At 66.9% G+C, this 25,945-nt stretch carries 22 protein-coding genes; 16 read left to right on the forward strand and 6 right to left on the reverse strand.

Going from position 1 to position 25,945, the window contains the following annotated elements; translation table 11 throughout:
• The first annotated feature begins 282 nt into the window (after positions 1–282).
• Positions 283–1,767: a membrane-bound lytic murein transglycosylase MltF gene (gene mltF / locus FHR73_RS11955; protein WP_183631348.1), complete on the forward strand. Its 1,485-nt coding sequence runs from the start codon at positions 283–285 to the stop codon at positions 1,765–1,767.
• Positions 1,768–2,032: 265 nt separating this feature from the next.
• On the opposite strand, the gene tcdA is transcribed toward mltF, so the two are convergent.
• Positions 2,033–2,818 carry a tRNA cyclic N6-threonylcarbamoyladenosine(37) synthase TcdA gene (tcdA, locus tag FHR73_RS11960; RefSeq protein WP_183631350.1) on the reverse strand — a complete coding sequence of 262 codons (786 nt, stop codon included), beginning with the start codon at positions 2,816–2,818 and terminating at the stop codon, positions 2,033–2,035.
• A gap of 84 nt (positions 2,819–2,902) precedes the next feature.
• On the opposite strand from tcdA, the gene dapE reads away from it, so the two are divergent.
• From dapE to FHR73_RS11975, 3 genes are read left to right on the forward strand one after another with little or no spacing between them, the layout of a single operon-like run.
• Entirely contained in the window at positions 2,903–4,045 is a 1,143-nt protein-coding gene (gene dapE, locus FHR73_RS11965) for a succinyl-diaminopimelate desuccinylase (protein ID WP_183631351.1), read from the forward strand.
• Entirely contained in the window at positions 4,042–4,854 is an 813-nt protein-coding gene (locus tag FHR73_RS11970; protein WP_183631353.1) for a putative RNA methyltransferase, read from the forward strand. The genes dapE and FHR73_RS11970 overlap by 4 nt, the downstream gene beginning before the upstream one ends.
• Before the next feature lie 5 nt (positions 4,855–4,859).
• The gene (locus tag FHR73_RS11975; protein WP_183631355.1) at positions 4,860–5,243 is read left to right on the forward strand and encodes a hypothetical protein; all 384 of its coding nucleotides are present in this window, start codon (positions 4,860–4,862) and stop codon (positions 5,241–5,243) included.
• A 41-nt stretch (positions 5,244–5,284) separates the two neighbouring features.
• Here the strand turns inward: FHR73_RS11975 and FHR73_RS11980 are convergent, their stop codons facing one another.
• Positions 5,285–5,497 (reverse strand): cold-shock protein, encoded by a 213-nt coding sequence (locus FHR73_RS11980; protein ID WP_183631357.1) that lies wholly within the window; start codon positions 5,495–5,497, stop codon positions 5,285–5,287.
• A gap of 370 nt (positions 5,498–5,867) precedes the next feature.
• On the opposite strand from FHR73_RS11980, the gene plsB reads away from it, so the two are divergent.
• The 4 genes from plsB (at position 5,868) to FHR73_RS12000 (ending at position 10,733) form a co-directional block, all read left to right on the forward strand.
• Positions 5,868–8,378, forward strand: a complete 2,511-nt coding sequence (gene plsB / locus FHR73_RS11985; protein WP_183631359.1) for a glycerol-3-phosphate 1-O-acyltransferase PlsB — start codon at positions 5,868–5,870, stop codon at positions 8,376–8,378.
• Positions 8,379–8,426: 48 nt separating this feature from the next.
• Positions 8,427–8,909, forward strand: coding sequence for a YbaY family lipoprotein (locus tag FHR73_RS11990; RefSeq protein ID WP_183631361.1), 483 nt, complete (start codon positions 8,427–8,429; stop codon positions 8,907–8,909).
• A gap of 70 nt (positions 8,910–8,979) precedes the next feature.
• Entirely contained in the window at positions 8,980–9,705 is a 726-nt protein-coding gene (locus FHR73_RS11995; RefSeq protein WP_183631363.1) for an AraC family transcriptional regulator, read from the forward strand.
• Between the two features lie 89 nt (positions 9,706–9,794).
• On the forward strand, positions 9,795–10,733 hold the full coding sequence (locus FHR73_RS12000) for a DMT family transporter (protein ID WP_183631365.1): 939 nt from the start codon (positions 9,795–9,797) through the stop codon (positions 10,731–10,733).
• Between the two features lie 28 nt (positions 10,734–10,761).
• Here FHR73_RS12000 and ung read toward each other — a convergent pair whose 3' ends face one another.
• The 4 genes from ung to FHR73_RS12020 form a co-directional block, all read right to left on the reverse strand.
• Complete coding sequence (gene ung / locus FHR73_RS12005) at positions 10,762–11,457, reverse strand: uracil-DNA glycosylase (protein WP_183631575.1); 696 nt, start codon at positions 11,455–11,457, stop codon at positions 10,762–10,764.
• A gap of 64 nt (positions 11,458–11,521) precedes the next feature.
• A complete protein-coding gene (locus FHR73_RS12010) occupies positions 11,522–11,821 on the reverse strand; it encodes a hypothetical protein (RefSeq protein WP_007163043.1) in 300 nt (99 codons plus the stop codon).
• 85 nt (positions 11,822–11,906) lie between these two features.
• Positions 11,907–12,359 (reverse strand): NUDIX hydrolase, encoded by a 453-nt coding sequence (locus FHR73_RS12015; RefSeq protein WP_183631367.1) that lies wholly within the window; start codon positions 12,357–12,359, stop codon positions 11,907–11,909.
• 51 nt (positions 12,360–12,410) lie between these two features.
• Entirely contained in the window at positions 12,411–13,532 is a 1,122-nt protein-coding gene (locus FHR73_RS12020; RefSeq protein WP_183631369.1) for a glycerophosphodiester phosphodiesterase, read from the reverse strand.
• Between the two features lie 143 nt (positions 13,533–13,675).
• Between FHR73_RS12020 and FHR73_RS12025 the strand changes: the two genes are divergently transcribed.
• The 8 genes from FHR73_RS12025 to FHR73_RS12060 all read left to right on the forward strand — a co-directional run bounded on the left by FHR73_RS12025 (position 13,676) and on the right by FHR73_RS12060 (position 25,921).
• Positions 13,676–13,891 carry a cysteine-rich CWC family protein gene (locus FHR73_RS12025; protein ID WP_183631371.1) on the forward strand — a complete coding sequence of 72 codons (216 nt, stop codon included), beginning with the start codon at positions 13,676–13,678 and terminating at the stop codon, positions 13,889–13,891.
• Positions 13,891–14,595 carry a pseudouridine synthase gene (locus FHR73_RS12030; RefSeq protein WP_183631373.1) on the forward strand — a complete coding sequence of 235 codons (705 nt, stop codon included), beginning with the start codon at positions 13,891–13,893 and terminating at the stop codon, positions 14,593–14,595. Before FHR73_RS12025 ends, FHR73_RS12030 begins: the two co-directional genes overlap by 1 nt.
• A gap of 61 nt (positions 14,596–14,656) precedes the next feature.
• Positions 14,657–15,628: an aldo/keto reductase gene (locus tag FHR73_RS12035; protein WP_183631375.1), complete on the forward strand. Its 972-nt coding sequence runs from the start codon at positions 14,657–14,659 to the stop codon at positions 15,626–15,628.
• A gap of 55 nt (positions 15,629–15,683) precedes the next feature.
• Entirely contained in the window at positions 15,684–16,610 is a 927-nt protein-coding gene (rlmF, locus tag FHR73_RS12040; protein ID WP_183631377.1) for a 23S rRNA (adenine(1618)-N(6))-methyltransferase RlmF, read from the forward strand.
• A gap of 480 nt (positions 16,611–17,090) precedes the next feature.
• Entirely contained in the window at positions 17,091–18,728 is a 1,638-nt protein-coding gene (gene mqo, locus FHR73_RS12045) for a malate dehydrogenase (quinone) (protein WP_183631379.1), read from the forward strand.
• Between the two features lie 271 nt (positions 18,729–18,999).
• On the forward strand, positions 19,000–21,639 hold the full coding sequence (locus FHR73_RS12050) for an MGH1-like glycoside hydrolase domain-containing protein (protein ID WP_183631381.1): 2,640 nt from the start codon (positions 19,000–19,002) through the stop codon (positions 21,637–21,639).
• A 119-nt stretch (positions 21,640–21,758) separates the two neighbouring features.
• Complete coding sequence (locus tag FHR73_RS12055) at positions 21,759–23,174, forward strand: diguanylate cyclase (RefSeq protein ID WP_183631383.1); 1,416 nt, start codon at positions 21,759–21,761, stop codon at positions 23,172–23,174.
• Positions 23,175–24,109: 935 nt separating this feature from the next.
• Positions 24,110–25,921 (forward strand): ABC transporter ATP-binding protein, encoded by a 1,812-nt coding sequence (locus FHR73_RS12060; protein WP_183631385.1) that lies wholly within the window; start codon positions 24,110–24,112, stop codon positions 25,919–25,921.
• Positions 25,922–25,945: the final 24 nt, after the last annotated feature.

Genomic DNA, 25,945 nt, shown 5'->3' on the forward strand with positions numbered 1-25,945 from the left:
CGTGCATTCTAGCCTAAAGGCGCGCCGGGGACACCTTCCGGCGACGAGGGTTCATCCAGCCTTACCACCAACCCTGTATGTATAAAATGGGCGCTTGGCCACTTCTCGCGTATACTGCCCGCCGATACGGCCTGCCGCGCCCCATGGACGCGGCTCCACATTGGGCTCAGGATAGAGCCTTTGGCCGGACCGGTGGCGCGGAGCGTCCCGACTATAACGAGTGCCCGGAGGGGCCGACCGATGAGGCGCGTCAGCAAGGCGCCAGTGCCGTTTTGATGCCGTATGGCCGAGCTAGCCCATTTGAATAGAGCCTTCAAGCGATTCGCCTGGCTTACCCTGCCCTTCCTCGCCTTGCTCATGAGCTGCGGGGAGGCCGACGTGCCTGCGCCGCCCAAGTCGACCACGCTGGAGCAGGTGCAGCAGGCGGGTGTGCTGCGCGTGGTGACGCGCAACAGTCCGGCGACCTACTTCCAGGACCGCAACGGCGAGACCGGCTTCGAATACGAACTGGTCAAGGGCTTCGCCGAATCGCTCAAGGTGCGCCTGGAAATCAGCACCGCCGACAACCTCGACGACCTCTTCAATCGCCTGACCGCGCCGGACGGCCCGGTGATCGCCGCCGCCGGCCTCACGCCCTCGGTCAATCGCCAGAATCTGAAATTCTCCCGCAGCTATCTGGACGTGGTGCCCCAGGTCATCTACCGCAACGGCACCGTCCGCCCCAGCACGCCCAAGGATCTGGTCGGCAAGCGCATCCTGGTGCTCAAGGGCAGCAGCCAGGCGCAGCAGCTCAGGGCGTTGCAGGCCCAGGTGCCGGAACTCACCTTCGACGAATCCGATCAGGTGGAGGTCAGCGACCTGTTGCGCATGGTCGACGAAGGCCAGATCGACCTGACCCTGGTGGATTCCAACGAACTGGCCATGAACCAGGTCTATTTCCCCAACGTGCGGGTGGCCTTCGACCTCGGCGACAACCAGGGCCAGGCCTGGGCGCTGCAACCCGGCGAGGACAACAGCCTGCTCGACGCGGTCAACGCCTACCTCGACAAGGTCCGCCGCGACGGCACCCTGCAGCAGCTCAAGGAACGCTACTACGGGCACGTCGACGTGCTCGGCTATGTGGGCGCCTACACCTTCGCCCAGCACCTGCAGGAACGCCTGCCCAAGTACGAGAAGCACTTTCGCAAGGTGGCGCAGAAGCATCAGCTGGACTGGCGCCTGCTCGCCGCCATGGGCTACCAGGAGTCGCTGTGGACCCCGGACGCCACCTCCAAGACCGGGGTGCGCGGCCTGATGATGCTGACCAACAACACGGCCCAGGCCATGGGCGTCGCCAATCGCCTGGATCCGGAGCAGAGCATCACCGGCGGCGCCAAGTATTTCGACCAGATCCGCGACGAGCTGCCTGACAGCATCAACGAACCGGATCGCACCTGGTTCGCCCTGGCCACCTACAACATCGGCATCGCCCATATCCTCGACGCCCGCCGGCTGGCCGAGTCCCAGGGCCTGGACCCGGATCGCTGGCTGGACGTGAAGAAGATGCTGCCGCGCCTGGCGCAGAAGCAGTGGTACAGCAAGACCCGCTACGGCTACGCCCGCGGCGGCGAGACGGTGGAGTTCGTGCAGAACGTGCGCCGCTATTACGACATCCTCACCTGGACCACCCAGCCGCAGATGGAAGGCCAGCAACTGGCCAAGACCGGCCTGCACGTCCCCGCCATCGCCGACGACCGCCCCGCCCGGGAAACGCCGCAGGATATGTAGAGAGAGACGTACCGTCGTTCGTCCGATGTGCCAGTACCGCCCCCTCTCCCTCCGGGAGAGGGCTGGGGTGAGGGCCGGCTCGCTCGAAACCTCGTAGCGTGGAAAACCGCACAGCGTTTTCCACGGGCACCCCGGCACCTCCCGCGTGGACAAGGCTGCGCCGTTGTCCACCCTACGCGCCCGCGGGCGCATTCACGCCAAACATGGCCGGCTCGAACGGGTCACCGTTGGGCTTCGCTGCGCTCGACCCAACCGACGAAAAGCGCTACTTCTTCGGCTTCTGGATCAGCTTGTCCACGGCGCGGGCCGCGGCGACCATGCCGAAGGTGGCGGTGACCATCATCACCGCGCCGAAGCCGCCGGCGCAGTCCAGGCGGACGCCTTCGCCGACGAAACTCTTCTGCTGGCAGACGCTGCCGTCCGGCTTGGGATAGCGCAGCTGCTCGGTGGAAAAGACGCAGGGCACGCTGTAGTGGCGGCTGGGATTGCGCGAGAAGCCGTAGTCGCGACGCAGCAGGGAGCGCACCCGCGAGGCCAGGGGGTCGTTGTAGGTGCGATTGAGGTCCACCACCTGGATCTGGGTGGGATCGATCTGGCCACCGGCACCGCCGGTGGTGACGATGGCGATCTTGCGCCTCTTGCACCAGGCGATCAGCGCTGCCTTGGAGGCCACGCTGTCGATGCAGTCCAGCACCAGGTCGAGGTCTTCGGTGATGTAGTCGGCCATGGTCTCGCGGGTGACGAAGTCCGCCACCGCCTTGACCGCGCAGGCCGGATTGATGGCCTGGATGCGCTCGGCCATCACCGTGACCTTGGGCCGCCCCACCTGCCCTTCCAGCGCATGCACCTGGCGATTGGTGTTGCTGACGCAGACGTCGTCCAGATCGAACAGGCTGATCCGGCCGACGCCGCTGCGGGCCAGGGCCTCGGCGGCCCAGGAACCCACCCCGCCAATGCCGACCACGGCGACGTGGCTGGTCGCCAGGCGCTCGACGGCCTCCTGCCCATAGAGCCGGGCGATCCCGCCGAAGCGTTGTTCATCGAACGTCATGAAGGCTTTCCACAAAAGCCACAGTATAGGTTTTCCTTTACCATACCGCTCCCCCTGAACCCTAGCCGCCTCCCGGGACCCGCCATGACCACCGCCCTCACCCCCACCCTGGAACTCGCCTGCGACCTGATCGGCCGGGCTTCGGTCACGCCGCTGGACGAAGGCTGCCAGGCCCTGATGATGCAGCGCCTGGAACGCCTGGGCTTCGCCCTCGAACCCCTGCGCATCGAAGAGGTGGACAACTTCTGGGCACGCCGTGGCGGCGAGGGTCCGGTGCTGTGCTTCGCCGGCCACACCGACGTGGTGCCCACCGGTCCGCTGGAGGCCTGGCAGCAGGCGCCCTTCAATGCCCACGTGGATGCCGACGGCATGCTGCGCGGTCGCGGCGCCGCCGACATGAAGGGCAGCCTGGCGAGCATGATCATCGCCGTGGAGCGCTTCGTCGCCGACCATCCCAACCACCGCGGCGCCATCGCCTTCCTCATCACCAGCGACGAGGAAGGCCCGGCCCTGCACGGCACCCGTGCCGTGGTCGAGCGCCTGCGCGAGCGTGGCGAGCGCCTGGACTGGTGCATCGTCGGCGAACCCTCCAGCACCCGCCTCCTGGGTGACGTGGTCAAGAACGGGCGTCGCGGTTCGCTCAACGGCCGCCTGACCGTGCGCGGCAAGCAGGGCCACGTGGCCTATCCGCACCTGGCACGCAACCCCATCCACCTGGCCGCCCAGGCCCTGGCAGATCTGGCCGCCGAGCAGTGGGACGCCGGCAACGCCTTCTTCCCGCCCACCAGCTTCCAGATTTCCAACGTCAATTCCGGCACCGGCGCCGGCAATGTGGTGCCGGGCGAGCTACAGGCGCTGTTCAATTTTCGCTTTTCCACCGAATCCACCGTGGAGGGCTTGCAGGCCCGGGTCGAGGCCATCCTCGATCGCCACGGCCTGGACTGGCACCTGGACTGGTCGCTGTCCGGCCTGCCCTTCCTCACCGAGCCGGGTGACCTGCTCGACGCCGTCGCCGCTAGCGTGGAAGCCGTTACCGGCTACCGCCCCGAAGCCTCCACCAGCGGCGGCACCTCGGACGGTCGCTTCATCGCCACCCTGGGCGCCCAGGTGGTGGAAGTGGGTCCGGTCAACGCCACCATCCACCAGGTGGACGAGCACGTGCTGGCCAGCGACCTGGATCTGCTGACCGAGGTGTACTACGGCACCCTGGTACGGTTGCTGGCATGAAGCTGATCTGTCCGCTCTGCCAGGCCCCGCTGGCCGAACTCGCCGGTGGCGTCGGTTGCGCCGCCGGTCATAGATTCGACCGTGCCCGCCAGGGCTACCTGAATCTCCTGCCGGTGCAGCACAAGAAGAGCCTGGACCCGGGCGACAACGCCGCCATGGTCGAGGCACGCCGGCGCTTTCTCGATGCCGGTCACTATGCGCCCCTGGCCGAGCGCCTGGCGCTCCTGGCCGCCGAACGCGCGCCCCGGCGCTGGATCGACGTGGGCTGTGGCGAAGGCTTCTATACCGCGCGCCTGGCCCAGGCCCTGCCCGCGGTCGACGGCTATGCCCTGGACATCTCCCGCGAGGCGGTGCGCCGCGCCTGCCGGCGCACCCCGGCCCTGACCTGGCTGGTGGCGAGCATGGCGCGCCTGCCGCTGCCGGACGCCAGTTGCCAGCTGCTGGCCAGCGTTTTCAGCCCCATCGACTGGAACGAAGCCCGGCGCGTGCTGGCACCCGGCGGCGGCATCCTGCGCCTGGGTCCGGCCAGCGCCCACCTGCTGGAGCTGCGCCAGCGACTCTATGACGAGGTGCGCGACTATGCCGAAGACAAGCATCTGCAGGATCTGCCGGAGGGCCTGGAACTGGCCCACAGCGAGGGGCTCGAATTCGTGCTGCCGCTGGCCGAGCGCCAGACCCGCGAAGACCTGCTGGCCATGACCCCCCACGGCTGGCGAGTCAACGCCGAGCGCCGCGAGCGGGTCCTCGCCGAGCCCTTCGAGGTGCGGGTGGCAGTACGTTACGATTGGATCATCAAATCCGGAGCCTAAGCCCCATGCGCCAGCCCGATATCGAAATCTACCTCAAGGACGTCGATCAGGACGCCGTCTCGGCCTGGCTCGAACAGGTATTCGCCATGCCCTGCGTCTGGCAGGCGCGCGGCCAGACCTTCAAATGCACCCTGCGCTATGGCGGCGAGTCCATTCCGGTGACCTGGCTGCCGAAGGCCGTGGGCAAGTGGCACAGCCTGCTGCTGGAAAGCGATGTGTCGCCCTGGGTGGATGACCTGGCCTGCGCCCGCGATGCCTATGCCGCCCTGCAGGTACAGGTGCGCTGCGCTCCGAGTGGCTGGAGCGAGGAAGAAGAGGAAGAAGCCGCCGATCGCTGGCTGAAGGTGACGGAGGCGGGTGTCGAGGAGATCGTCTGGCGCACCGAGTGAACTGAAGGCGCGAGGAGCCTTGCGCTCCTCGCGCGGCGGACCTAGACCCGAGCGACGTCTTCGGCCTGCAGGCCCTTCTGGCCCTCGATCACCGAAAACTCCACCTGCTGGCCCTCGCTCAGGGAGCGGTGACCTTCGCCGCGGATGGCGCGGTAGTGAACGAACACGTCGGCACCGCCCTCGCGCTGAATGAATCCATATCCCTTGGCGTCATTGAACCACTTGACGGTCCCGGTTTCGCGTTGCTCACCCATCACATCTCTCCGAAGCTTTCTGGATTTCCTATCCCCGATCGCCACGACCTGGTCGATCGGGTTGCCTTGTCGTATCGGTACAGATCAAGCATCGAACCGGTTGCCGGGTTGGCGCCCTGATCCGACGGCCAGCAAGAAGCTGCCGACGCCTTATGAAGCATGGCTTTCCTGGCAAAAGCAACGTTCTTTACGCAAAGTGCCAGCATGGCTGGAAGCCGCGTCAGCGCCGGGTTTTCGACGATTTAAGCGGCATTTTTTCGACAGCGGGGACAAGCCGTCGACTGCCAGGTCGAAGAGAGAACAACACGGGCGGTTTTACGCCCGCCAGGCCATCCGGCACACTGCCGCCCCGTCAATCCGGTAGCCCTCAATGACCCGTTCGCCGCTGCGCCTCCTGGCCTTCTCGCTGCTCAAGCGCCTGCTCTATCTCTGGGTTCGCTCCGAGACCACCCAGGCGGCCAGCCTGCTCAGCCGCATCGATCCCGCCAAGCCGGTGCTCTACGTCCTCCCCGAGGCCTCGCTGAGCGATCTGGCAGTGCTCGACCGGGAGTGCCGCAAGGCCGGGCTGCCGCGACCGCTACGCCCGCTGGTGCTAGGTAGCAAGACCGAGCCACTGGCCTACTTCAACGCCACCGGCAAGGCGAACTGGCGCGGGCGCCCCGCCCGGCGCTCGGTACCTCCGACCCTGCGCCGGGTGGTGGCCGCGGTGACCGAGCAGCAGCTGGAAGACGTCCAGCTGGTGCCGGTCAGCGTCTTCTGGGGCCAGTCGCCGGATCGCGAGACCAGTCCCTGGAAACTGCTCTGGGCGGACAACTGGGTGGTGACCGGCCGGCTGCGCAAGCTGGCACGCATCCTGGTGCTGGGCCGGCTGACCCGGGTGCAGTTCTCCAAGCCGCTGTCGCTGGGCGAGCTGGCCAGCCAGCGTCCCGATCCGCAACGCCTGGAGCGCCTGGTGATGCGCCGGCTGCGCATCCACTTCCGCAACGTGCGCCAGGCGGTGATCGGCCCGGACCTGTCGCACCGACGCACCCTGCTGCGCGGCCTGCTGCGCGCACCCCAGGTGCGGGCGACCATCGCCCACGAGATCGCCCAGCGCAAGGCCACTCCCGGGCGCATCGAAGACGAGGCGGCGCATTATGCGCGCGAGATCGCCTCGGACTTCTCCTATCCGGTGGTGCGCTGCCTGGACGTCGGCCTGCGCTGGTTCTGGAACAGCATCTATGACGGCGTCACGGTCAGCCACATCGAGCGGATCCAGGAGATGGCGCCCGGTCATACCGTGGTCTACGTGCCCTGCCACCGCAGCCACATCGACTACCTGCTGCTCTCCTACCTGCTGTTCCAGAATGGCCTGACCCCGCCGCACATCGCCGCCGGCATCAACTTGGACATGCCGGTGGTGGGCAACATCCTCAGACGCGGCGGCGCCTTCTTCATGAGGCGCAGCTTCAAGGGCAACGCCCTCTATGCGGCGGTGTTCAACGAATACCTGCACAGCCTCTTCAGCCGCGGCTTCTCCACCGAGTACTTCGTCGAGGGCGGTCGCTCGCGGACCGGACGGACCCTGCAGCCGCGCACCGGCATGCTGGCCATGACCCTGCGCAGCTTCCTGCGCGACTCCCGGCGGCCGATCGTCTTCGTGCCCGTGTACATCGGCTACGAAAAGGTCTTCGAAGGCCGCACCTACCTGGGCGAGTTGCGCGGCGCGGCCAAGAAGAAGGAATCCATCTTCGACCTGGTCAAGGTCTTTGGCGCCCTGCGCCAACGCTTCGGTCGGGTCTGGGTCAACTTCGGCGAGCCCATCCCGCTGCAGGGCTTTCTCGATGCCCGCCGCCCGGGCTGGCGCGACGAACCCCTCGACGAAGACCTGAAGCCCGCCTGGTTCAATTCGGTCACCCACGAACTGGGCGAGCGGGTGGTACGCCGCATCAATGCCGCGGCAGCCGTCACCCCGGTCAACCTGGTGGCCCTGGCACTGCTCTCGACCCATCGCCAGGCCCTTGACGAAGGCGCCCTGGTGCGCGCCATCGACCTCTATCTGGATCTGCTGAAGCGGGTGCCCTACTCCACCAGCGTCACCCTGCCCGAGGGCGACGGCCAGGCGATCATCGAAGAGGTGCGTGCCCTGGGATTCCTCTCCGAGCAGCAGGACGCCCTGGGGCGCATCCTCTACCTGGACGAGCAGAACGCGGTGCTGATGACCTACTACCGCAACAACGTCCTGCACCTCTTCGCCATCCCGGCGCTGATCGCCAGTTTCTTCCAGAACACCGGGCGCATGACCCGCGAGCTGATCCACAGATTCGCCCTGGCACTCTATCCCTATCTGCAGGCCGAGCTGTTCATCCACTGGGAACGCGAGGAACTGCCCCTGGTGCTGGACGGCTGGCTGGAGGCCATGGTCGAGCGGGGCCTGCTGCGCATCGAGGATGACGTCTTCGTGCGCGCGGCGCCCAGCTCGCGGCAATTCGTCCGCCTCACCCTGCTGGCGCGGGCCATCCTGCAGACCCTGCAGCGCTACTACATGACCACCGCGCTGATCCTCAACCACGGCCAGAACAGCCTGACCGCGCCGCAGCTGGAAGAACTCTGCACGGTGATGGCGCAGCGGCTGTCGGTGCTGCATGGCCTCAATGCGCCGGAATTCTTCGACAAGTCGCTGTTCCGCCACTTCATCCAGACGCTGCTGGCCGAGGGAGTGCTGCGCAAGGCCGACGACGGCACCCTGGGCCATCACGAATTGCTGGGCGAACTGGCCGAAGGCGCCGGCAAACGGGTGCTGCCGGCGGAGATCCGCCTGTCGATCCGCCAGGTGGCGCTGGACCGACCCGACGCGCCCGACCTGCCGGAGCCCCAATCCCCTGCAGTCGCCGGCAACTAAGCCGGCGTCCATGGGTCACAGCAGTCGATTTCAGTCCAGGATCTACCCATGAAAAGAATCGCCACCCTGCTCGCCACCTCGCTGCTGCTCAGCGCCTGTAGCGGGCTGCGCCCCGGTCCCGCGACGCCACCGCCGCCCGCCGGCCAGCCGCTGCCGCCCACCGAGCAGCCGCAGACCACCACCCCTGGCGTGCCGGCCCAGCCGAGCATGACCAGCCTCAGCGGCCAGGCCACCTTTACCGCCAGCGAGCCGGTGCCACCCACCGCCAAGCTCACCGTCAGCCTCTACAGCGCCAGTGCCGGCGACACCCCTGCCGGTCGCCTGGCCCAGCGCACCCTCTTCGTCAAGCAGCCCGGCCAGGTGCCCTTCCGCCTCGACTACGCCCCGGCCAAGGTCAAGAGCGGCGAGCGCTACCTGCTCAGCGGCCGCATCCTGCTCGGCGGTCGCCCGCTGTACCTGACCCAGGAGCCGGTGCCCGTGGACCTGAGCAGTGGTGGCGAAGTGGAGTTGCCGCTGCAGCCGGTGCGTTGAGGGCCGAAAGACCAGGGGTGGCGTGCTAGGATCGAGACTCTCGACCTCCCGCTCCCCAACGAGGTGCGCCTTGACTCCCCGCCTCGCCATCAAGCGCTATCAGGACGAACACCAGCCCCATGCCCATGCCTTCGCGCAGCTGGTGCTGCCCATCCAGGGCGGCATGGAGCTGGAGCTCGACGGGCGTAGCGGGACGCGGCTGCATACCGGTCTCGCGGCCCTGGTGGCGCCCGCCTGTGGTCATGCCCAGCAATCGGAGCCAGGCAGCCGTTTTCTGGTGATCGACTGCGCGGCCGACTGGTTGCCTGCCCCGATCCTGGATCGAGCGCTACGGCAGCCGGGTCTGGCGATTCCACCCGCGACCCGCCAGCTGATCGCCTTCGCCGAGCTGACCTCGCCTGACACCCTCGACCAACACGCGCCCGCACTCACCCGCCTGCTGCTCGCGTCGCTCACCGCCGCTACCGCCGGCTCGGCGTTCGACCGCCTGCTGGCCCAGGTGGAGGCCCATCCCGCCGGTGACTGGAACAATGCGGCCATGGCCCGCCTGGCGGGCCTGGGGCTGACCCGCTTGCACCTGCTGTTCCACCAACGTTTCGCCCAGACGCCCCAGGCCTGGCTGACCGATCTGCGGCTGCGCCAGGCGCAGCGCTGGCTGGGGGACAGCCGCCTGCCCATCGCCGACATCGCCCTGCGCGTCGGCTTTTCCGACCAGGCCGCCCTGACCCGCGCCATGACCCGCCGCCTGGGCATCAGCCCGGCCGCCTGGCGGCGCGGCCAGCGACTGCCCGGGTAAGCAGTCCGGGTAAAAAGCCCCGCAGTCTCGCGCAAGACCGGTCGCCATCGCCCTCGCCACACTGGTGACGAATCGGTGGAGACGGCGCGATGCAGGAACGAGAACTATCGGCGGTGGGTATCGGCTACGGGCTGGCGGCAGGCCTGTGCTGGGGCGTGATCTTTCTGGCGCCGGCGCTGGTGCCTGATCTGAGCGGCGCCCAATTCGCCGTGCTGCGCTTCCTCTGCTACGGACTGGTGTCTCTCGGGCTGCTGCTGCCCTGCTGGCGCCGACTCCGCACGCAACTGATCTGGGCCGACGGCACGCGCCTGTTCTGGCTCAGCCTGATCGGCAACCTGGGTTATTACACCCTGGTCGGCGTGGGCGTGAAGCAGGCCGGTATCGCGGCGACCACCCTGATCGTCGGCCTGATCCCGCTGCTGGTGGCCCTGGCCGGGCAGCGTGACGCGGGCGCCGTGGGTTTCGCTCGCCTCTGGCCATCGCTCTGCTGCGCAGTGCTCGGCGTGGTCCTGATCAGCTACGAGACGCTGACCACCACCAACGCCGTCGGTGAGCGGCCCGCCCTGGGCCTGCTATGCGCCTGCGGTGCCCTGCTGGCCTGGAGCTGGTTCGCGGTAGTCAACACGCGCTTCCTGGCCAGGACGCCGATCGGCGCCCACGATTGGGGCCTGCTGCTGGGCGGCATGACCGGTGCCCAGGCCCTGCTGGCCGCGCCCTGGTTGCTGGGCGAGGAGCTGGCGTCGCGGGCACCGGCGGACTGGCTGCAGCCACTGCTGGTGGCCGCCGGCGTGGCGCTGCTGGCCTCGATCATCGGCGGCGCCTGCTGGAACCAGGCCAGCCGCCGGCTCCCCCTGACCCTGAGTGGGCAGGCCATCGTCATCGAGACCCTGGCCTCGCTGACCTATGGCTTTCTCTGGAACGGGCGCTGGCCGACTCGCCTGGAAGCCCTGGCGATCCTCCTGCTCCTGCTCGGGACGAGCTGGTGCCTGCAGTGCCACCGGCGCCCGGCTCGGACGGTAGCGACCTGACCGTGAGGTCCTGCTGGCGGCGCCACCTTTAAGCCAGCGGCGGCAGTGCCCAGTCGATGGGCGTGAGGCCGGCGTTGCGCAGGAATTCATTGGTGCGGCCGAAATGGCCGTTGCCGATGAAGCCGCGGTGGGCCGACAGCGGCGAGGGATGCGCCGACTTGAGGATCAGGTGCTTCTGGGGATCGATGAGATTCTGCTTGCTCTGGGCATGGCTGCCCCAGAGCAGGAACACCAGGTTCTCCCGCTCGGCGCTGACCACCTCGATGATGCGATCGGTGAATCGCTGCCAGCCAGCCTTGGCGTGGGAGCCGGCGTTGGCCTGCTCCACCGTCAGCGAGGTGTTGAGCAGCAACACGCCCTGTTCCGCCCAGTGCTGCAGATAGCCGTGGTTGGGAATCGGCAGGTTCAGATCGCGCTTGAGTTCCTTGAAGATGTTCTGCAGCGACGGTGGCGCCGGTACCCCGGGTTGCACCGAGAAACTCAGGCCATGGGCCTGGCCCGGACCGTGGTAGGGATCCTGGCCGAGGATGACCACCCTGACCTGATCCAGAGGGGTGGTATTGAGGGCATTGAAGATCAGCGGACCGGGCGGATAGATGACCTTGCCCGCCGCCTTCTCGCGCCTGAGGAATTCGCTCAGCTGACGCATGTAGGGCTGCTCGAATTCGTCGCGCAGCGCGGCTTTCCATTGGGGGTCGAGCTTGATGCGATCGTCGTCCACGATTCGAGGCTTCCTGGTCAAGACAAGGGCAGCACCCTAGAAAAGCCGGCTGCCCCTGTCAAACCCGCTACCAGCGCGGACCGTAGCGCGGGCCCCAGCCGGGCGGACCATAACCCGGACGCGGACCCCAGCCCGGCGGTCCCCAACCGGGGCCCGGCCCCCAGTGGGGCGGTGGCGGCGGTGCCGGTCGATAGTAGTAGCCGTAGCCATAGGGCCGCACGATGACCGCGGGCGGCGGATAGGCCGGCGTGCCGTAGAAGACCGCCGCGGGGGGTGCCGGACGGCTGTAATAGCGCGGGGACGTGTCGTAGACGGTGCAGCCGGTGAAGGTCAGAGCACAGAGCGACGCCAAGAGGAAATGGCGCATGGGGGAGATCTCCAGAACGGCCCGGATGGACCTGAAGAAAGCTTAAGCCCTGGCCAGGCGCCGCGCCCGGTTATCGCGCGTTCATTCAGCCGGGATTAAGAGACGCCGGTCCGTTCTCCGCCTGCTCGCCCAGGTAGTCCCGCAGCCGCGCCTGCAGATGGGGCACGCCCTGGGGATGGGCGAGAAAGTCGGCGATGCTCATCAGCTGCCAGTGCTGGCCTTCGTCACCGAAGCGGATGGTGGCGATCTCGGCGGGATGCAACTGCCCGGCGAACAGCCAGCTGGGCAGATAGCCGGGCTGGCGCGGCGGATAGCAACGCCCCCAGGTCAGCCGCGCCTCGTCCAGCACCAGGCCGAATTCCTCCTCCAGCTCGCGCAGGGCGCAGCGCTCGGGCGTCTCGTCGTCTTCGCGCCCGCCGCCGGGCAGGTCCCAGAGAGCGGGCCAGGGAATGTCGGGTTTGTCGTCGCGCTGATAGACCAGGATCTGCTCGGCGCAGAGCAGCGCCAGCTTGGCGCCGTTGAAGGCATGGCGGGACATGAGAGGGCCTCCCGTGACGACGGGGAGACTGCAAGGCCTCCCCGCCTGGACTCAATAACCCAGCTGCTTGAGCAGGGCACCGGGTTCCTGCTTGGCCGGACGCTCATAGAATTTCAGCAATTCGGCACTGCGGTTGCTGAAGAAGCCATCCACGCCACGCGGCGCCAGGCGGGCATAGTCCACCGCCGAGTCGACCGTGTAGGCATGCACCAGCAGGCCACGCTCGTGGGCGACGTCGTTCATCCAGGGCTTCACTAGGTCCGCATAGCTCTGGTCGCCACCCTCCTCCAGCGCCGCCGAGGGGCCGATGCCGATGGCACCATGGGCCTTGGCCCACTCGATCCAGGCGGTGAAATCGCCCTCGGAGCGCACCTGCTGCTTGGCGTAGTAGGCCGCCTTGCTGGCCTCGCCCGACTCGGCGTAGCTCGGCCCGGGCTTGGCCGGGATGTAGTCGTCGCCCAGCCACAGCAGCAGGATCTTCGGCGTCTTCGGCATCTCCTTCTGCAACAGCTCCAGGCTGCTCTTCTCGAAGGTCTGCAGGATCACCCGCCCGGGCATGGCGGCGACGCCGGTGGCGCCCGGCTTGGGCTTGCCGAGCCAGCCACGCTGGGTCAGCTTGGCCTTGAGGTCGCGCTCGATGCCGGGAAACAGCTTGGGTTGCTTGGTCTCGATGTAGAGACCCGGCTTGTTGCGACCGCCTTCGGCGATGTCGATGACCTCGTCGAGGGTGAGGATCCGGAGTCCGGCGAACTTTGGCCGGGCGCGATCGGGATGGGCCTGGTTGAACCAGCTGCCGGCGTCCAGCGACTTGAGTTCGGCCAGGGTGAACTGGCTGACCGGGGCCTTGGCGCGGTCGGGGAAGCGCTTGGCGACGTCGGTGGTCCGTTCCAGGGTGTCGTCGTGCAGGGCGATGAGCTGGCCGTCCTTGGTGCGCTGCAGGTCGAGCTCCAGGTAGTCGGCACCCAGCTCCCGCGCTACCAGATAGGCCGGCGCGGTGGATTCGGGGGCGTCGAAGGAGGCGCCGCGATGGGCGATCACCGCCGGCCAGGGAATGCCGGCCTGCCGGGCCAGGGTCTGGCCGATATCGGCTTCGGTAGCCAGGGCCAGCTGGCTGACCAGCAGGGTGCCGGGAATGAGGGTGCGGATCAGGGTGCGCAGAGCAGTTATTGTCATGGGTTCCTCGGGTGGTCCGACGATCGGAGCTAGGATGCAGCTTGCACCCCGGATGCGACAGTACGCAGACCCCCAGCGTAGCGGACGTTATCCAGGTCGCAATTTCCGGTACTCTGCCGCCCGCTTCGCCCGACGAGATCACCATGGCTGCATCGCCCACCCCCTTCGATCCCACCCGCTGCCCGCTGTGCGGCCAGGCCAACAGCTGCGTCCTGGCGGCCGGTGGCGAGATCCGCGACTGCTGGTGCCTGCAGACGCCGATCGATCCCGCCGTCCTGGACCGCCTGCCCGCGCAAGAGCGCGATCGACGCTGCCTCTGCCCGGCCTGCGCGGCGGGCGCCACCGGCGAGTCGCGCTGATGCGCCTGGACCGCTGGCTGGGCAACCGACCCGAGCTGGGCCGGCAGCTGGCGCGGCGCCTGCTCGCCGAGGGCCGGGTAAGGGTCAACGGCGTCACCACCCTGCAGGCCGAGCAGGAGGTGTTCGCCTTCGATCGCATCGAGGCCGACGAGCGCCTGCTGCAGGACGGTCCCGGCGGTCGCTACCTGATGCTGCACAAGCCGCGCGGCTGCGTGAGCGCCACCGTCGATGCCCGTCATGCCACGGTGCTGGACTGCCTCGCGCCGGACCAGCGCACCGATCTGCACCTGGCCGGACGGCTGGACTTCAACACCACCGGCCTGCTGCTGCTCACCAACGATGGCCAGTGGTCGCGCGGCCTCAGTCATCCGCGTCACAAGCAGACCAAGCGCTACCGGGTCACCACCGCCGAGGTCATCCCGCTGCAGCTGGTGGCCGCCTTCGCCGAGGGGCTCTACTTCGCCTATGAAGACCTGGTCACCCAACCCGCACGACTGGAGCCGCTGGACGACCACAACGCCTTCCTGACCCTGGTCGAAGGCCGCTATCACCAGGTCAAGCGCATGTTCGGCCGCTTCGGCATCGAGGTCATTGCCCTGCATCGCGACCGCATCGGCGAGCTGGCGCTGGATCCCGCCCTGGCCGAGGGTGCCTATCGCCCGCTCACCCGCGCCGAGGTGGCCCTGCTACGTCCGGCGGACTAAGGGAACAGGAGCCTGGGGACATCGGTCGGGATGCAGACACGCACCACCCTGGAGACTTCCCATGCGTATCGACATCCCCTCCCTCGGCTTTGGCGGCGCCCCGCTGGGCAACATGTTCCGCGAGGTAGGCGACGCCGACGCCCGGGCGACTCTCGAAGCCGCCTGGGACGCCGGCATCCGCCTCTATGACACCTCGCCGCACTATGGCGCCGGGCTGTCCGAACGGCGCTTCGCCGAGGTCCTGGCCGACAAGCCGCGCGACGATTTCGTCCTCTGCAGCAAGGTCGGCCGCCTGCTGGAACCGGCCGACCAGCCGGAAAACGCGCCGCCGTTCGTCAACGAACTGCCCTTCAAGCGGGTGCTCGACTATTCCGCTGACGGCGCCCGCCGCTCCATCGAGGCCAGTCTGGAACGCCTCAGGACCGACCGCCTCGATCTGGTCTGGATCCACGACCTGTCCGAGGACCAGCACGGCCCGGCCTGGCGCGACCACTTCGCCCAGGCCATGCAGGGCGCGGCCAAGGCCCTCACCGAGATGCGCGAGGAAGGCCTGATCCTGGGCTGGGGCCTGGGCGTCAACCTGGTGGAACCCTGCCGCCTGGCGCTGGAGCAGAGCGACCCCGACGCCTTCCTGCTGGCCGGTCGCTACTCCTTGCTGGATCATCGCGAAGCCCTGGACACGCTCTTCCCGGAATGCGAACGCCGCGGCGTAGGCATCGTGGCGGGTGGGCCCTACAACTCCGGCCTGCTCGCCGGCGGCAAGCACTACAACTATGCCGAAGCCGAGCCGGCGTTGCGCCGCAAGGTCGAGTTGATCGAGGGCGTCTGCCAGGATCACGGGGTGGACATCCGCGCCGCGGCCCTGCAGTTCTGCCTGGCCCATCCCACCGTCGCCGCCACCATTCCCGGCAGCAGCACAGCGGAACGGGCCCGGCAGAACGCCGAACTGCTGCGGGCGCCCATCCCCGCCGCCTTCTGGCGCAATCTGCGCGAGATCGGCGTGCTGCCGGAGGACGCCCCGACGCCGGCGTGAGTGAAAAGGGCGGCTGTGCTAGGCTCGCCGCCCCTTTTCCACCCTGCCTGCCCTCATGACCTCGCCCCGTCGCCCCCTTCCTGGCCGCCCTACGCCCCTGCATCCACGCAATCGCCACCAGGGCAGCTACGACTTTCCAGCGCTGATGCGCACGAGTCCGGCGCTCAGGCCGTTCGTAGCGCCGACGCCGCGGGGCAATCTATCCATCGACTTCACCGATCCCCAAGCCGTCCGCGCGCTCAACCGCGCGTTACTGGCGCTGCACCATGGCGTGCGCGATTGGGACATCCCTGCCGACTTCCTCTGCCCACCGATTCCCGGCCGGGCGGATTACCTGCACCACCTGGCCGACCTGCTGGCCGAGGGCAATGGCGGCCGGATTCCCCGGGGTGCGACGACGCGGCTGCTGGATGTGGGCACGGGCGCCAATGGCGTCTATCCCTTGATAGGCTTCAAGGAGTATGGCTGGCACTTCATTGGCAGCGACATCGCCCCGGCAGCGCTGGAGGCCTTCGGGCGCACCCTGGCGGCCAATCCGGATTGCGCCGCCGCCATCGAGTTGCGCCGCCAGCCGGATCCCCAGGCGATCTTCGCCGGCATCCTGCAACCCGGCGAGCGCTATGCCGCCACCCTGTGCAATCCGCCCTTCCACGCCAGCCCCGACGACGCCGTGCGCGGCAGCCAGCGCAAGTGGAAGAACCTGGGCAAGACCACCGGCAAGCAGGTACCCCTGCTCAATTTCGGCGGCCAGGCGGCTGAACTCTGGTGCCCCGGGGGCGAGGCCGTCTTTGTCGAGCGGATGATCCGCGAGAGTCGCGCCTTCGCCGGTCAGGTCGGCTGGTTCACCTGCCTGGTGTCCAAGGCCAGCAATCTGCCGCCGTTGCAGGCGACGCTGCGCCGCGAACAGGTCAGTGAAAGTCGCGTGGTGGCCATGGCCCAGGGCCAGAAGCAGAGTCGCTTTCTCGCCTGGCGCTTCGCCTGACCGACCTCCCCACACTTGAACGACGACCCTCCGGCGGCTTTCCGGCCGCTTTCGTCGGTGCCGTCGGCTGCTCACGGAAAGACGCCTAGACCGCTCCGGTTCGCTTGGAGCGGCAGTGGGCGGGACTTTGACCGCCGTCACAAAGGATTAGACTAAAGGCTAATAGGCAAAGCCAATGAATTACGGGCTAGGCAGCCCCACCCCTTCCCTTTAAAATGTCCGGCAACAATTACGCCACGCGCACGCAGCCGCGCCCGAGAACTCTGTCTCCGGTCAGCCGCTGCCAAGGCCGCGCCTTGCGTTTTTGCTCCGACTCCTCCGGTGACTCATGAGAGAGGGGCGGTGGAGGGAAAAGAACCTGCCCTTGCGTGTTTCCGGCTGCATTCTGCCTTGCCCACTGCACATCCACCCATGTGCCATGGTGCCGCACCGCACCGAAACTCGATAAGCAGACCCAGCTTCTATCGAACGAGAGACCACATGCTGAAGAAAATGACTGGCGCGCTGCTCGGCGTCGCCATCGCCTCCGCCCTGGGCACCGCACAGGCCGAAGACACCAAGAAGGTCGACGTCCTGCTGATCGGCGGCGGCATCATGAGCTCCACCCTGGGCATCTGGCTGAACGAGCTGGAGCCGAACTGGACCATGGAAATGGTCGAGCGCCTGGACAAGGTCGCCAACGAGAGCTCCAACGGCTGGAACAACGCCGGTACCGGCCACTCCGCCCTGGCCGAGCTGAACTACACGCCCGAAGACAAGGACGGCAAGGTCACCATCGCCAAGGCCATCGAGATCAACGAAGCCTTCCAGATCTCCCGTCAATTCTGGTCCTGGCAGGTCAAGAACGGCGTCCTCAAGGACCCGAAGAGCTTCATCAACAGCACCCCGCACATGAGCTTCGTCTGGGGTGACGAGAACATCGCCTTCCTGAAGAAGCGCTACGAGGCGCTCAAGGCCAGCCCGCTGTTCTCCGGCATGCAGTTCTCCGAAGATCCCGCGCAGATCAAGCAGTGGGTTCCGCTGATGATGGAAGGCCGCGATCCCAAGCAGAAGATCGCCGCCACCTGGAGTCCGCTGGGCACCGATGTCAACTTCGGCGAGATCACCCGCCAGTTCGCCGCCAACCTGCAGTCCAAGCCGAACTTCAAGCTGAACCTGTCCAGCGAAGTCGAGAACATCACCCGCAATGCCGATGGCAGCTGGCGCGTGGAGTACAAGAACCTCAAGGACGGCAAGAAGACCGAGACCGACGCCAAGTTCGTCTTCATAGGCGCCGGTGGCGGTGCCCTGCACCTGCTGCAGAAGTCGGGCATCCCCGAAGCCAACGACTACGCCGGCTTCCCGGTGGGCGGCTCCTTCCTGGTCACCGACAATCCCGAGATCGCCCAGCAGCACCTGGCCAAGGCCTATGGCAAGGCCTCGGTGGGCGCACCGCCGATGTCGGTGCCGCACCTGGACACCCGCATGCTCGACGGCAAGCGCGTGATCCTGTTCGGGCCCTTCGCCACCTTCTCCACCAAGTTCCTCAAGCAGGGTTCCTACCTGGACCTGCTGACCAGCACCAACACCCACAACGCCTGGCCGATGGTCCGCGTGGGCGTGGCCGAATACCCGCTGGTGGAATACCTCGCCGGCCAGCTGATGCTGTCGGATGACGACCGCATGGCCGCCCTGCGCGAGTACTTCCCCAACGCCAAGAAGGAAGACTGGCGCCTGTGGCAGGCCGGTCAGCGCGTGCAGATCATCAAGCGCGACGCCGACAAGGGTGGCGTCCTGAAGCTGGGTACCGAGATCGTCGCGGCCAAGGACGGCAGCATCGCCGGCCTGCTGGGCGCCTCCCCGGGTGCCTCGACCGCCGCGCCCATCATGCTGAGCGTGCTGGAGAAGGTGTTCAAGGACAAGGTCGCGACCCCGGAGTGGCAAGCCAAGCTGCACCAGATCGTGCCCAGCTACGGCACCAAGCTGAACAGCGACCCGGCGCGCGTGCAGCAGGAGTGGAACTACACCGCCGAAGTCCTGCAACTGGCCACCCCGCCGGTCGCCACCGGCACCGAGAACGCCAAGGCCACCGCCAGCGCCCCGCGCGCCGAAAAGGCCGCCAACGACATGGCACTGTAGATCGCTGCCAGGCCCGCTGCGCGAGCAGCGGGCGCTTCGCGATGACCAGAAGGCCCCACCCCGACCCGGCGTGGGGCTTTTTTTCGTCCGCTGCTTGCCCGGGATAGAGCCCTTGCGCCCGCCCAGGCCCTGTGACGAAAACCGCAACGACGTGAATTTTTTCCTGTCAGACAGGCACTAAAAACTGCAGCGATACGCCAAGGCAGGTCGTTGCACGCCACAATGGTGATCTATCCTCGAGCCTTAACCGTTACCTGAATCTGGAGACACGATGACGGCACATCCCGCCCCGGGCATCCTGCATACCCGAGAAGGCCAGCGCCTGGCAGATACCGATGCCGCCGCCTGGCGGCAGTGGGGGCCCTACCTGAGCGAGCGCCAGTGGGCCACGGTCCGTGAAGACTACAGCGCCGATGGCGACGCCTGGCGCTACTTCCCCCATGACCATGCGCGCAGCCGCGCCTATCGCTGGGGCGAAGACGGCCTCGCCGGGTTCTGCGACAAGGCTCAGCAATGGTGCCTGGGCATCGCCCTCTGGAACGAACGCGATCCCTTCCTCAAGGAACGGCTGTTCGGCCTGACCAATGCCGAGGGCAACCATGGCGAAGACGTCAAGGAACTGTATTTCTACCTGGACGGGGTGCCGAGCCACGCCTACCAGAAAATGCTCTACAAGTACCCCCACGCCGCCTTTCCCTATGCCCAGCTCACCGAGGAAAACGCCCGGCGCGGCCTGAACGATCGTGAATACGAGATCCTCGACACCGGCGTCTTCGCCGAGGATCGCTATTTCGACGTCACCGTCGAATACGCCAAGCACACCCCGGACGACATCCTCATGCGGGTCACGGTGGAAAACCGCGGGTCCGAGCGGGCCAGCCTGCGGGTGCTGCCACAGATCTGGTCACGCAACACCTGGGCCTGGACCGGTACGCCGCCGCGCTCCATGCTCAGCCTGGAAGGCGACCAGGTTCGCGCCAGCTATTTCGACCGGCCCGACCTGGTGGTCAGCGCCTGGGGCCCACGCGAGGCCGAGTGGCTGTTCTGCAACAACGAAACCAACCTGCCCCGCCTGACCGGCGAAGCCGCCGAGGGCCCCTTCAAGGACGGCATCAACGACTACGTGGTGCGCGGCGCCCGCGAGGCGATCCGCCGCGACTTCGGCAGCAAGGCGGCCGCCCATTTCGCCGTGGAGCTGGAGGGTGGCGCCAAGACCGTGGTCTACCTGCGCCTGGCGCCCACCAATGCGCTGTCGGTGGATGCCGATGCGATCTTTGCCGAGCGCATCGCCGAGGCCGATGCCTTCTATGCCGCCCTGCAGGAAAAGATCGCCGATCCCGACGCGCGCCTGGTGCAGCGCCAGGCCCTGGCCGGCCTGCTCTGGTCCAAGCAGCTCTATTATTTCGAGGTCAATCGCTGGCTCGATGGCGATCCGGCCCAGCCGACGCCGCCGGCGCAGCGCCAGCGCATCCGCAATGGCCACTGGCGCCACCTGCTCAATTTCGACATCGTCTCCATGCCGGACAAGTGGGAGTACCCCTGGTACGCCTCCTGGGACCTGGCCTTCCAGGCGGTCGCCTATGCCCTGATCGATCCCGGCTTCGCCAAGCAGCAGTTGCTGCTGCTGGTGAAGGACAGATTCATGCACCCCAATGGCCAGCTGCCGGCCTACGAGTGGAATTTCGAGGACGCCAATCCGCCGGTGCATGCCTGGGCCACCTGGCACGTCTACCTGCAGGAAAAGTCGCTGACCGGAGTGGGTGATCGGGTCTTTCTCGAACGTGTCTTCCACAAGCTGCTGCTGAATTTCTCCTGGTGGATCAACCGCAAGGACACCGAGGGTCGCAACATCTTCCAGGGCGGCTTCCTCGGCCTGGACAACATCGCCCTCTTCGATCGCTCGGCACCGCTGCCGGAGGGCTATCACCTGGACCAGGCCGACGGCACCGCCTGGATGGCCGCCTATGCGCTAGACCTGATGCGCATCGCCCTGGAGCTGGCCAAGGAAAATCCGGTGTACGTCGATCTGGGGGTGAAGTTCTTCGAGCACTTCCTGCACATCGCCGGCGCCATCAATCACAGCGATGACCGCGAAGACGGCCTCTGGGACGAACAGGACGAATTCTTCTACGACGTCCTGCACAAGGCGGATGGCAGCGCCGAGCCGCTGCGCCTGAGGTCCATCGTCGGCCTCATCCCGCTGTTCGCGGTGCAGGTGCTGGAACAGCGCGAGCACGAAGGCCTCCCCGGCCTCGGCGGACGACTGCGCGGCTTCCTGCGCCAGCGTCCGGATCTCGCCCGGCTGGTCTCACGCTGGACCGAACCCGGCCAGGGCAACAGATTCCTGCTCTCGCTGCTGCGCGGCCACCGCACCAAGCTGCTGCTCAAGCGCATGCTGGATGACAACGAATTCCTTTCCGAATACGGCATCCGCTCGCTGTCCAAGGCCCACGAACAGCAACCCTTCGAGATGCGCCAGGCCGACGGCAATCTGCTCAGCGCCCGCTATCAACCGGCGGAATCGGATTCGCGCCTCTATGGTGGCAACTCCAACTGGCGCGGGCCGCTGTGGATGCCGATCAACTACATGCTCATCGAGTCGCTGCACGAATTCCACCGTTACTACGCCGACAGCTTCTCGGTGGAATACCCCAGCGGCTCCGGCTACCTGGCCAATCTGGAAGAGGTCGCCGACGGCCTCAGCCAGCGCCTGACGCGGCTGTTCCTCAAGGACGCCGACGGCAAGCGCCCGAGCATGGTCGACTATCCGCAACTGCAGAACGATCCGCGCAGTCGCGACTTGGTGCTGTTCCACGAGTATTTCCACGGCGAAAACGGCCGCGGACTCGGAGCCTCCCACCAGACCGGCTGGAGCGCCCTGGTGGCGCTGCTGCTGCAACCCCGGCGCTAGTCCGCTAACGTCCGGGCGCCGGTACCGACCGGCGCCCGGGCGAGCTGCGGCAACGCTACAGTTTTCCTCTGTCGCCCTGGATACTATGCTCTAGCCAGACCCCGCCTTCGCGAGCCCGCATGACTCACCCCGATGACGCCCAGCGTCTCCACGCCCTGAGCGAGCTGCAGATTCTCGATAGCGGCGTCGAAGCCGCCTACGAGGACATCGTCGCCCTGGCCTGCCAACTGACCCGGGCGCCCGTGGCCTTCATCACCCTGGCCGATCGGCAGCGTCTCTGGTTCAAGGCCTGCCAGGGCATGACGGTAACCGAGGTACCGGTCGACGCCTCCCTCTGCCACCTGGCGATCCGTACCCCTCGCCAGCCGTTTCTGGTGGAGGATCTGCAGGGGGATCCACGCGTTTCACACCTGAGGGCGGCACCTGGTCTGGAGCGGATGCGCGCCTACCTGGGCATTCCCCTGCTCGACCGGCACGGAGTCGCCCTCGGTACCCTCTGCGTGATGGACGACCGCGTCCGGCGGTTCGAGGCGGCTCAGGTCGACAACCTGCAACGGCTGGCCCGACAGGTCATCATCCTGCTGCAACAGCGCGAGACCCTGCGCCAGCTGGAAGAGCTGGACATCAACTTTTCCGCCTTCATGAACAACGGGCCCTTCATCGCCTACATCAAGGACCGCGACTGGCGCTACCGCTATGTCAACGAGCCCTTTCTGCAGCAGCTGGAACTGACCCGCGACGAGGTCCTCGGCCAGGATGACTTCACCATCTGGCCAGAGGCGGCGCCACGTTTCCGCCAGGTCGACGAGCAGGTGATGAACGAACTCAAGCCGAGCCGACTCATCGAGCGCATGACGGCCCCCGATGGCCGACGCCTGTTCTGGCAGTCCTACAAGTTTCCCCTGGTCACCCGGCAGGGCATCGCCCTGGCGGGGCTGTCGGTGGACGTCACCGAGCATATCGAGCAGCAGCACATGCTGGAGGCCTCGCAGCGCCAGCTGCTGGACATGATGCAGGCCGCCGAGCAGCGCAGCGTCACCGATGCCCTGACCGGCCTGTTCAACAGACGCGCTTTCGACCTGCGCCTGGCGGAGCACCTGCTGCGCGCCGAGGAGCAGCACACGCCGCTGTCCATGCTGTTGATCGACGTGGATCACTTCAAGGCATACAACGACGCCTATGGGCATCAGGCCGGCGACACCGCCCTGCAGGCCGTCGGCCAGTTGCTGCTGCAGAGCTGTCGCGACAACGACGCCTGCTTCCGCTATGGCGGTGAGGAATTCGCCATCCTGCTGCCGGGCGCCGCTCTCGCTGCGGCTCATCTGGTGGCGGAGCGTTGTCGCGTCGCCGTGGCCAATCATGCCTGGCCGCGACGCCCCATCACCCTGAGCGTCGGCCTGGCCACCCATAGGGCCGGGATGGATGCCTACACCCTCACCGAAGGCGCCGACCGGGCGCTCTACGCGGCCAAGGGTGCCGGTCGCAATCGCATCGCCGCGGAACCCGGACCCGAAGCCCCTGCCAGCCCGGAATGACGCCCAACAAAAAACCCGCCGAAGCGGGTTCTTTGTTGCGACCATCCCAACATCCTGTCAGGCGCCATCCTGGCCTGGTCTTCGTCCGTGACCTCAGGGCTGCGCATCCTGCGCGGCTGATGGGTGTAGATTACGCACCCTGCCGAGGTGGCAACATGGCCAGGTGACACCAGTGCTTGTAAGCCTTTCGCCATACCCTGCCCGGTTCGCCTGCGGACCTCAAATCGCGCCCAACAAAAAACCCGCCGAAGCGGGTTCTTTGTTGCGACCATCCCAACGTCCTGTCAGGCGCCATCCTGGCCTGGTCATCATCCGTGACCTCAGAGCTGCGCATCCTGCGCGGCTGATGGGTGTAGATTACGCACCCCGCCGAGATGGCAACATGGCCAGGTGACACCAGTGCTTGTAAGCCTTTCGCCATACCCTGCCCGGTCCGCCTGCCGACCTCAAATCGCACCCAACAAAAAACCCGCCGAAGCGGGTTCTTTGTTGCGACCATCCCAACATCCTGTCAGGCGCCATCCTGGCCTGGTCATCATCCTTGACCTCAGAGCTACGCATCCTGCGCGGCTGATGGGTGTAGATTACGCACCCTGCCGAGGTGGCAACATGGCCAGGTGACACCAGTCCGTGTAAGCCTTTTGCCATACCCTACCCGGTCTGCCTGCCGACCTCAAATCGCGCCCAACAAAAAACCCGCCGAAGCGGGTTCTTTGTTGCGACCATCCCAACGTCCTGTCAGGCGCCATCCTGGCCTGGTCATCATCCTTGACCTCAGAGCTACGCATCCTGCGCGGCTGATGGGTGTAGATTACGCAGCCCGCCGAGGGAGCAACATGGCCAGGTGACACCAGTGCTTGTAAGCCTTTTGCCATAGCCTGGGGAACATGGCGACCGCCGCCTCGCCTAATGCTGACCCTCGCCGAAGATCCGCCATGGCCCTCTCGACTTCCTTCGCTATCGTGCAACAGCAGATGCGCCGCGCTGCCGGCCTGGTCTGGAGCACCTCTCCCGCACTGATGATTGGCCTGATCCTGGCCACCCTGGTCGCCGGCCTGCTGCCGGCGCTGGCCGCCTGGCTGGGGCAGCGCATCGTCGATGCCGTGGTGGCGGCCATGCGGCTGCATGCCGACCAGGGCCAGGCACCGCTGTGGCCGGTGCTGAAGTTCGTGCTGGCCGAAGCCGGGGTGCTGGCCGCACTGGCGGGCGCCCAGCGGCTGCTGTCGGTGCAGCAATCGCTGCTGCGGGTACGCCTGGGGCAGACCGTGAATCTGCTGATCCTGGAAAAGGCCCAAACTCTGTCGCTGGCGCAATTCGAGGACGCCGACTTCTACGACAAGCTGGTGCGAGCCCGGCGCGAGGCCTCTATCCGCCCCCTGGCGCTGGTGACCAAGTCCCTGACCCTGCTGCAGAACCTGATCTCGCTGGTCAGCTTCGCCGCGCTGCTGGTGCACTTCTCGCCCTGGGCGCTGCTGTTGCTGGTGGTGGGCGCCCTGCCGGTGTTCCTGGCCGAGGCGCGCTTTTCCGGCGATGCCTTTCGCCTGTTCAGTCGGCGTGCGCCCGAGACCCGTCGCCAGACCTACCTGGAGACGCTGCTGTCCCATGAGGCCTACATCAAGGAGGTCAAGCTGTTCGGCCTGGCGCCGCTGCTGCTGGAGCGCTATCGCACCACCTTCACCAAACTCTATGCCGAAGACCGCCGCCTGACGCTGAGACGTGACGGCTGGGGTTTCGTCTTTGGCCTGCTGGGCACCCTCGCCTTCTATGCCGCCTATGCCTGGGTAGTGCTCGATACCGTGCGCGGGCGCTTGAGCCTGGGCCAGATGACCCTCTATCTCACCCTGTTCCGCCAGGGCCAGGCCGCGGTCAGCGCCAGCCTGACGGCCCTTGGCGGACTCTACGAGGACAGCCTCTACCTGAGCAATCTCTACGACTACCTGGGCCAGCCGACCAGCGCCGAGGGCGGTAGCCTCACCGCTGGCAGCCAGCCCGGTGCTGGCCTGAGATTCGAAGGGGTCGGCTTCACCTATCCGGGCGCGACCGCGCCAACGCTCAAGGACATCAGCTTTCACCTGGCGCCGGGCCAGAGCCTGGCGCTGGTGGGCGCCAACGGCTCGGGCAAGACCACCCTGATCAAGCTGCTGACCCGGCTGCATGCACCCACCCAGGGCCGCATCCTGCTCGATGGCAGCGATCTGCAGGAGTGGCAGCCGGCCGCCCTGCACAGGCGCATCGGTGTCATCTTCCAGGACTTCATCCGCTACCAGCTCACCGCCGGCGAAAACCTGGGAGTCGGCGACACCACCGCCTTCAACGACGAGGCGCGCTGGCGCAAGGCGGCCGAGCAGGGCCTGGCTGACGAAGTCATCGCCGGTCTGCGCGAGGGCTACGAGACCCAGCTGGGGCGCTGGTTCATGGGCGGCCAGGAATTGTCCGGCGGGCAGTGGCAGAAGATCGCCCTGTCGCGTGCCTATATGCGCGAGGACGCCGATATCCTGGTGCTGGACGAACCCACCGCCGCGCTGGACGCTGCCGCCGAGGCGGTGATCTTCGAGCGCTTTCGCGCCCAGGCGCAGCAGCGCATGACCCTGCTGATCTCGCACCGTTTCTCCAGCGTGCGCAATGCCGATCAGATCCTGGTGCTGGAAGGCGGCGAGATCCGCGAGCGCGGCGATCACGAGGGATTGCTGGCCAGCGGCGGTCGCTATGCCCAGCTGTTCGATCTGCAGGCGCGAGGCTATCGCTGATCACCGGTGGCGAACTTCGCGTGG

This window comes from Pseudomonas sp. AS2.8 (assembly GCF_014190935.1).
GTDB lineage: Bacteria > Pseudomonadota > Gammaproteobacteria > Pseudomonadales > Pseudomonadaceae > Chryseomonas.

Bases quoted from the DNA above. Each gene is read 5' to 3' on its own strand.
- FHR73_RS11970 (WP_183631353.1), top strand. From the start codon at position 4,042: ATGAAGCTGATCTGTCCGCTCTGCCAGGCCCCGCTGGCCGAACTCGCC.
- plsB (WP_183631359.1), top strand. From the start codon at position 5,868: ATGACCCGTTCGCCGCTGCGCCTCCTGGCCTTCTCGCTGCTCAAGCGC.
- FHR73_RS12050 (WP_183631381.1), top strand. From the start codon at position 19,000: ATGACGGCACATCCCGCCCCGGGCATCCTGCATACCCGAGAAGGCCAG.
- FHR73_RS12030 (WP_183631373.1), top strand. From the start codon at position 13,891: ATGCGCCTGGACCGCTGGCTGGGCAACCGACCCGAGCTGGGCCGGCAG.
- rlmF (WP_183631377.1), top strand. From the start codon at position 15,684: ATGACCTCGCCCCGTCGCCCCCTTCCTGGCCGCCCTACGCCCCTGCAT.
- FHR73_RS12055 (WP_183631383.1), top strand. From the start codon at position 21,759: ATGACTCACCCCGATGACGCCCAGCGTCTCCACGCCCTGAGCGAGCTG.
- dapE (WP_183631351.1), top strand. From the start codon at position 2,903: ATGACCACCGCCCTCACCCCCACCCTGGAACTCGCCTGCGACCTGATC.
- FHR73_RS12015 (WP_183631367.1), bottom strand. From the start codon at position 12,359: ATGTCCCGCCATGCCTTCAACGGCGCCAAGCTGGCGCTGCTCTGCGCC.
- FHR73_RS12000 (WP_183631365.1), top strand. From the start codon at position 9,795: ATGCAGGAACGAGAACTATCGGCGGTGGGTATCGGCTACGGGCTGGCG.
- mltF (WP_183631348.1), top strand. From the start codon at position 283: ATGGCCGAGCTAGCCCATTTGAATAGAGCCTTCAAGCGATTCGCCTGG.
- FHR73_RS12010 (WP_007163043.1), bottom strand. From the start codon at position 11,821: ATGCGCCATTTCCTCTTGGCGTCGCTCTGTGCTCTGACCTTCACCGGC.
- FHR73_RS12025 (WP_183631371.1), top strand. From the start codon at position 13,676: ATGGCTGCATCGCCCACCCCCTTCGATCCCACCCGCTGCCCGCTGTGC.
- FHR73_RS12035 (WP_183631375.1), top strand. From the start codon at position 14,657: ATGCGTATCGACATCCCCTCCCTCGGCTTTGGCGGCGCCCCGCTGGGC.
- FHR73_RS12020 (WP_183631369.1), bottom strand. From the start codon at position 13,532: ATGACAATAACTGCTCTGCGCACCCTGATCCGCACCCTCATTCCCGGC.
- FHR73_RS11980 (WP_183631357.1), bottom strand. From the start codon at position 5,497: ATGGGTGAGCAACGCGAAACCGGGACCGTCAAGTGGTTCAATGACGCC.
- FHR73_RS11975 (WP_183631355.1), top strand. From the start codon at position 4,860: ATGCGCCAGCCCGATATCGAAATCTACCTCAAGGACGTCGATCAGGAC.
- FHR73_RS11990 (WP_183631361.1), top strand. From the start codon at position 8,427: ATGAAAAGAATCGCCACCCTGCTCGCCACCTCGCTGCTGCTCAGCGCC.
- mqo (WP_183631379.1), top strand. From the start codon at position 17,091: ATGCTGAAGAAAATGACTGGCGCGCTGCTCGGCGTCGCCATCGCCTCC.
- FHR73_RS12060 (WP_183631385.1), top strand. From the start codon at position 24,110: ATGGCCCTCTCGACTTCCTTCGCTATCGTGCAACAGCAGATGCGCCGC.
- tcdA (WP_183631350.1), bottom strand. From the start codon at position 2,818: ATGACGTTCGATGAACAACGCTTCGGCGGGATCGCCCGGCTCTATGGG.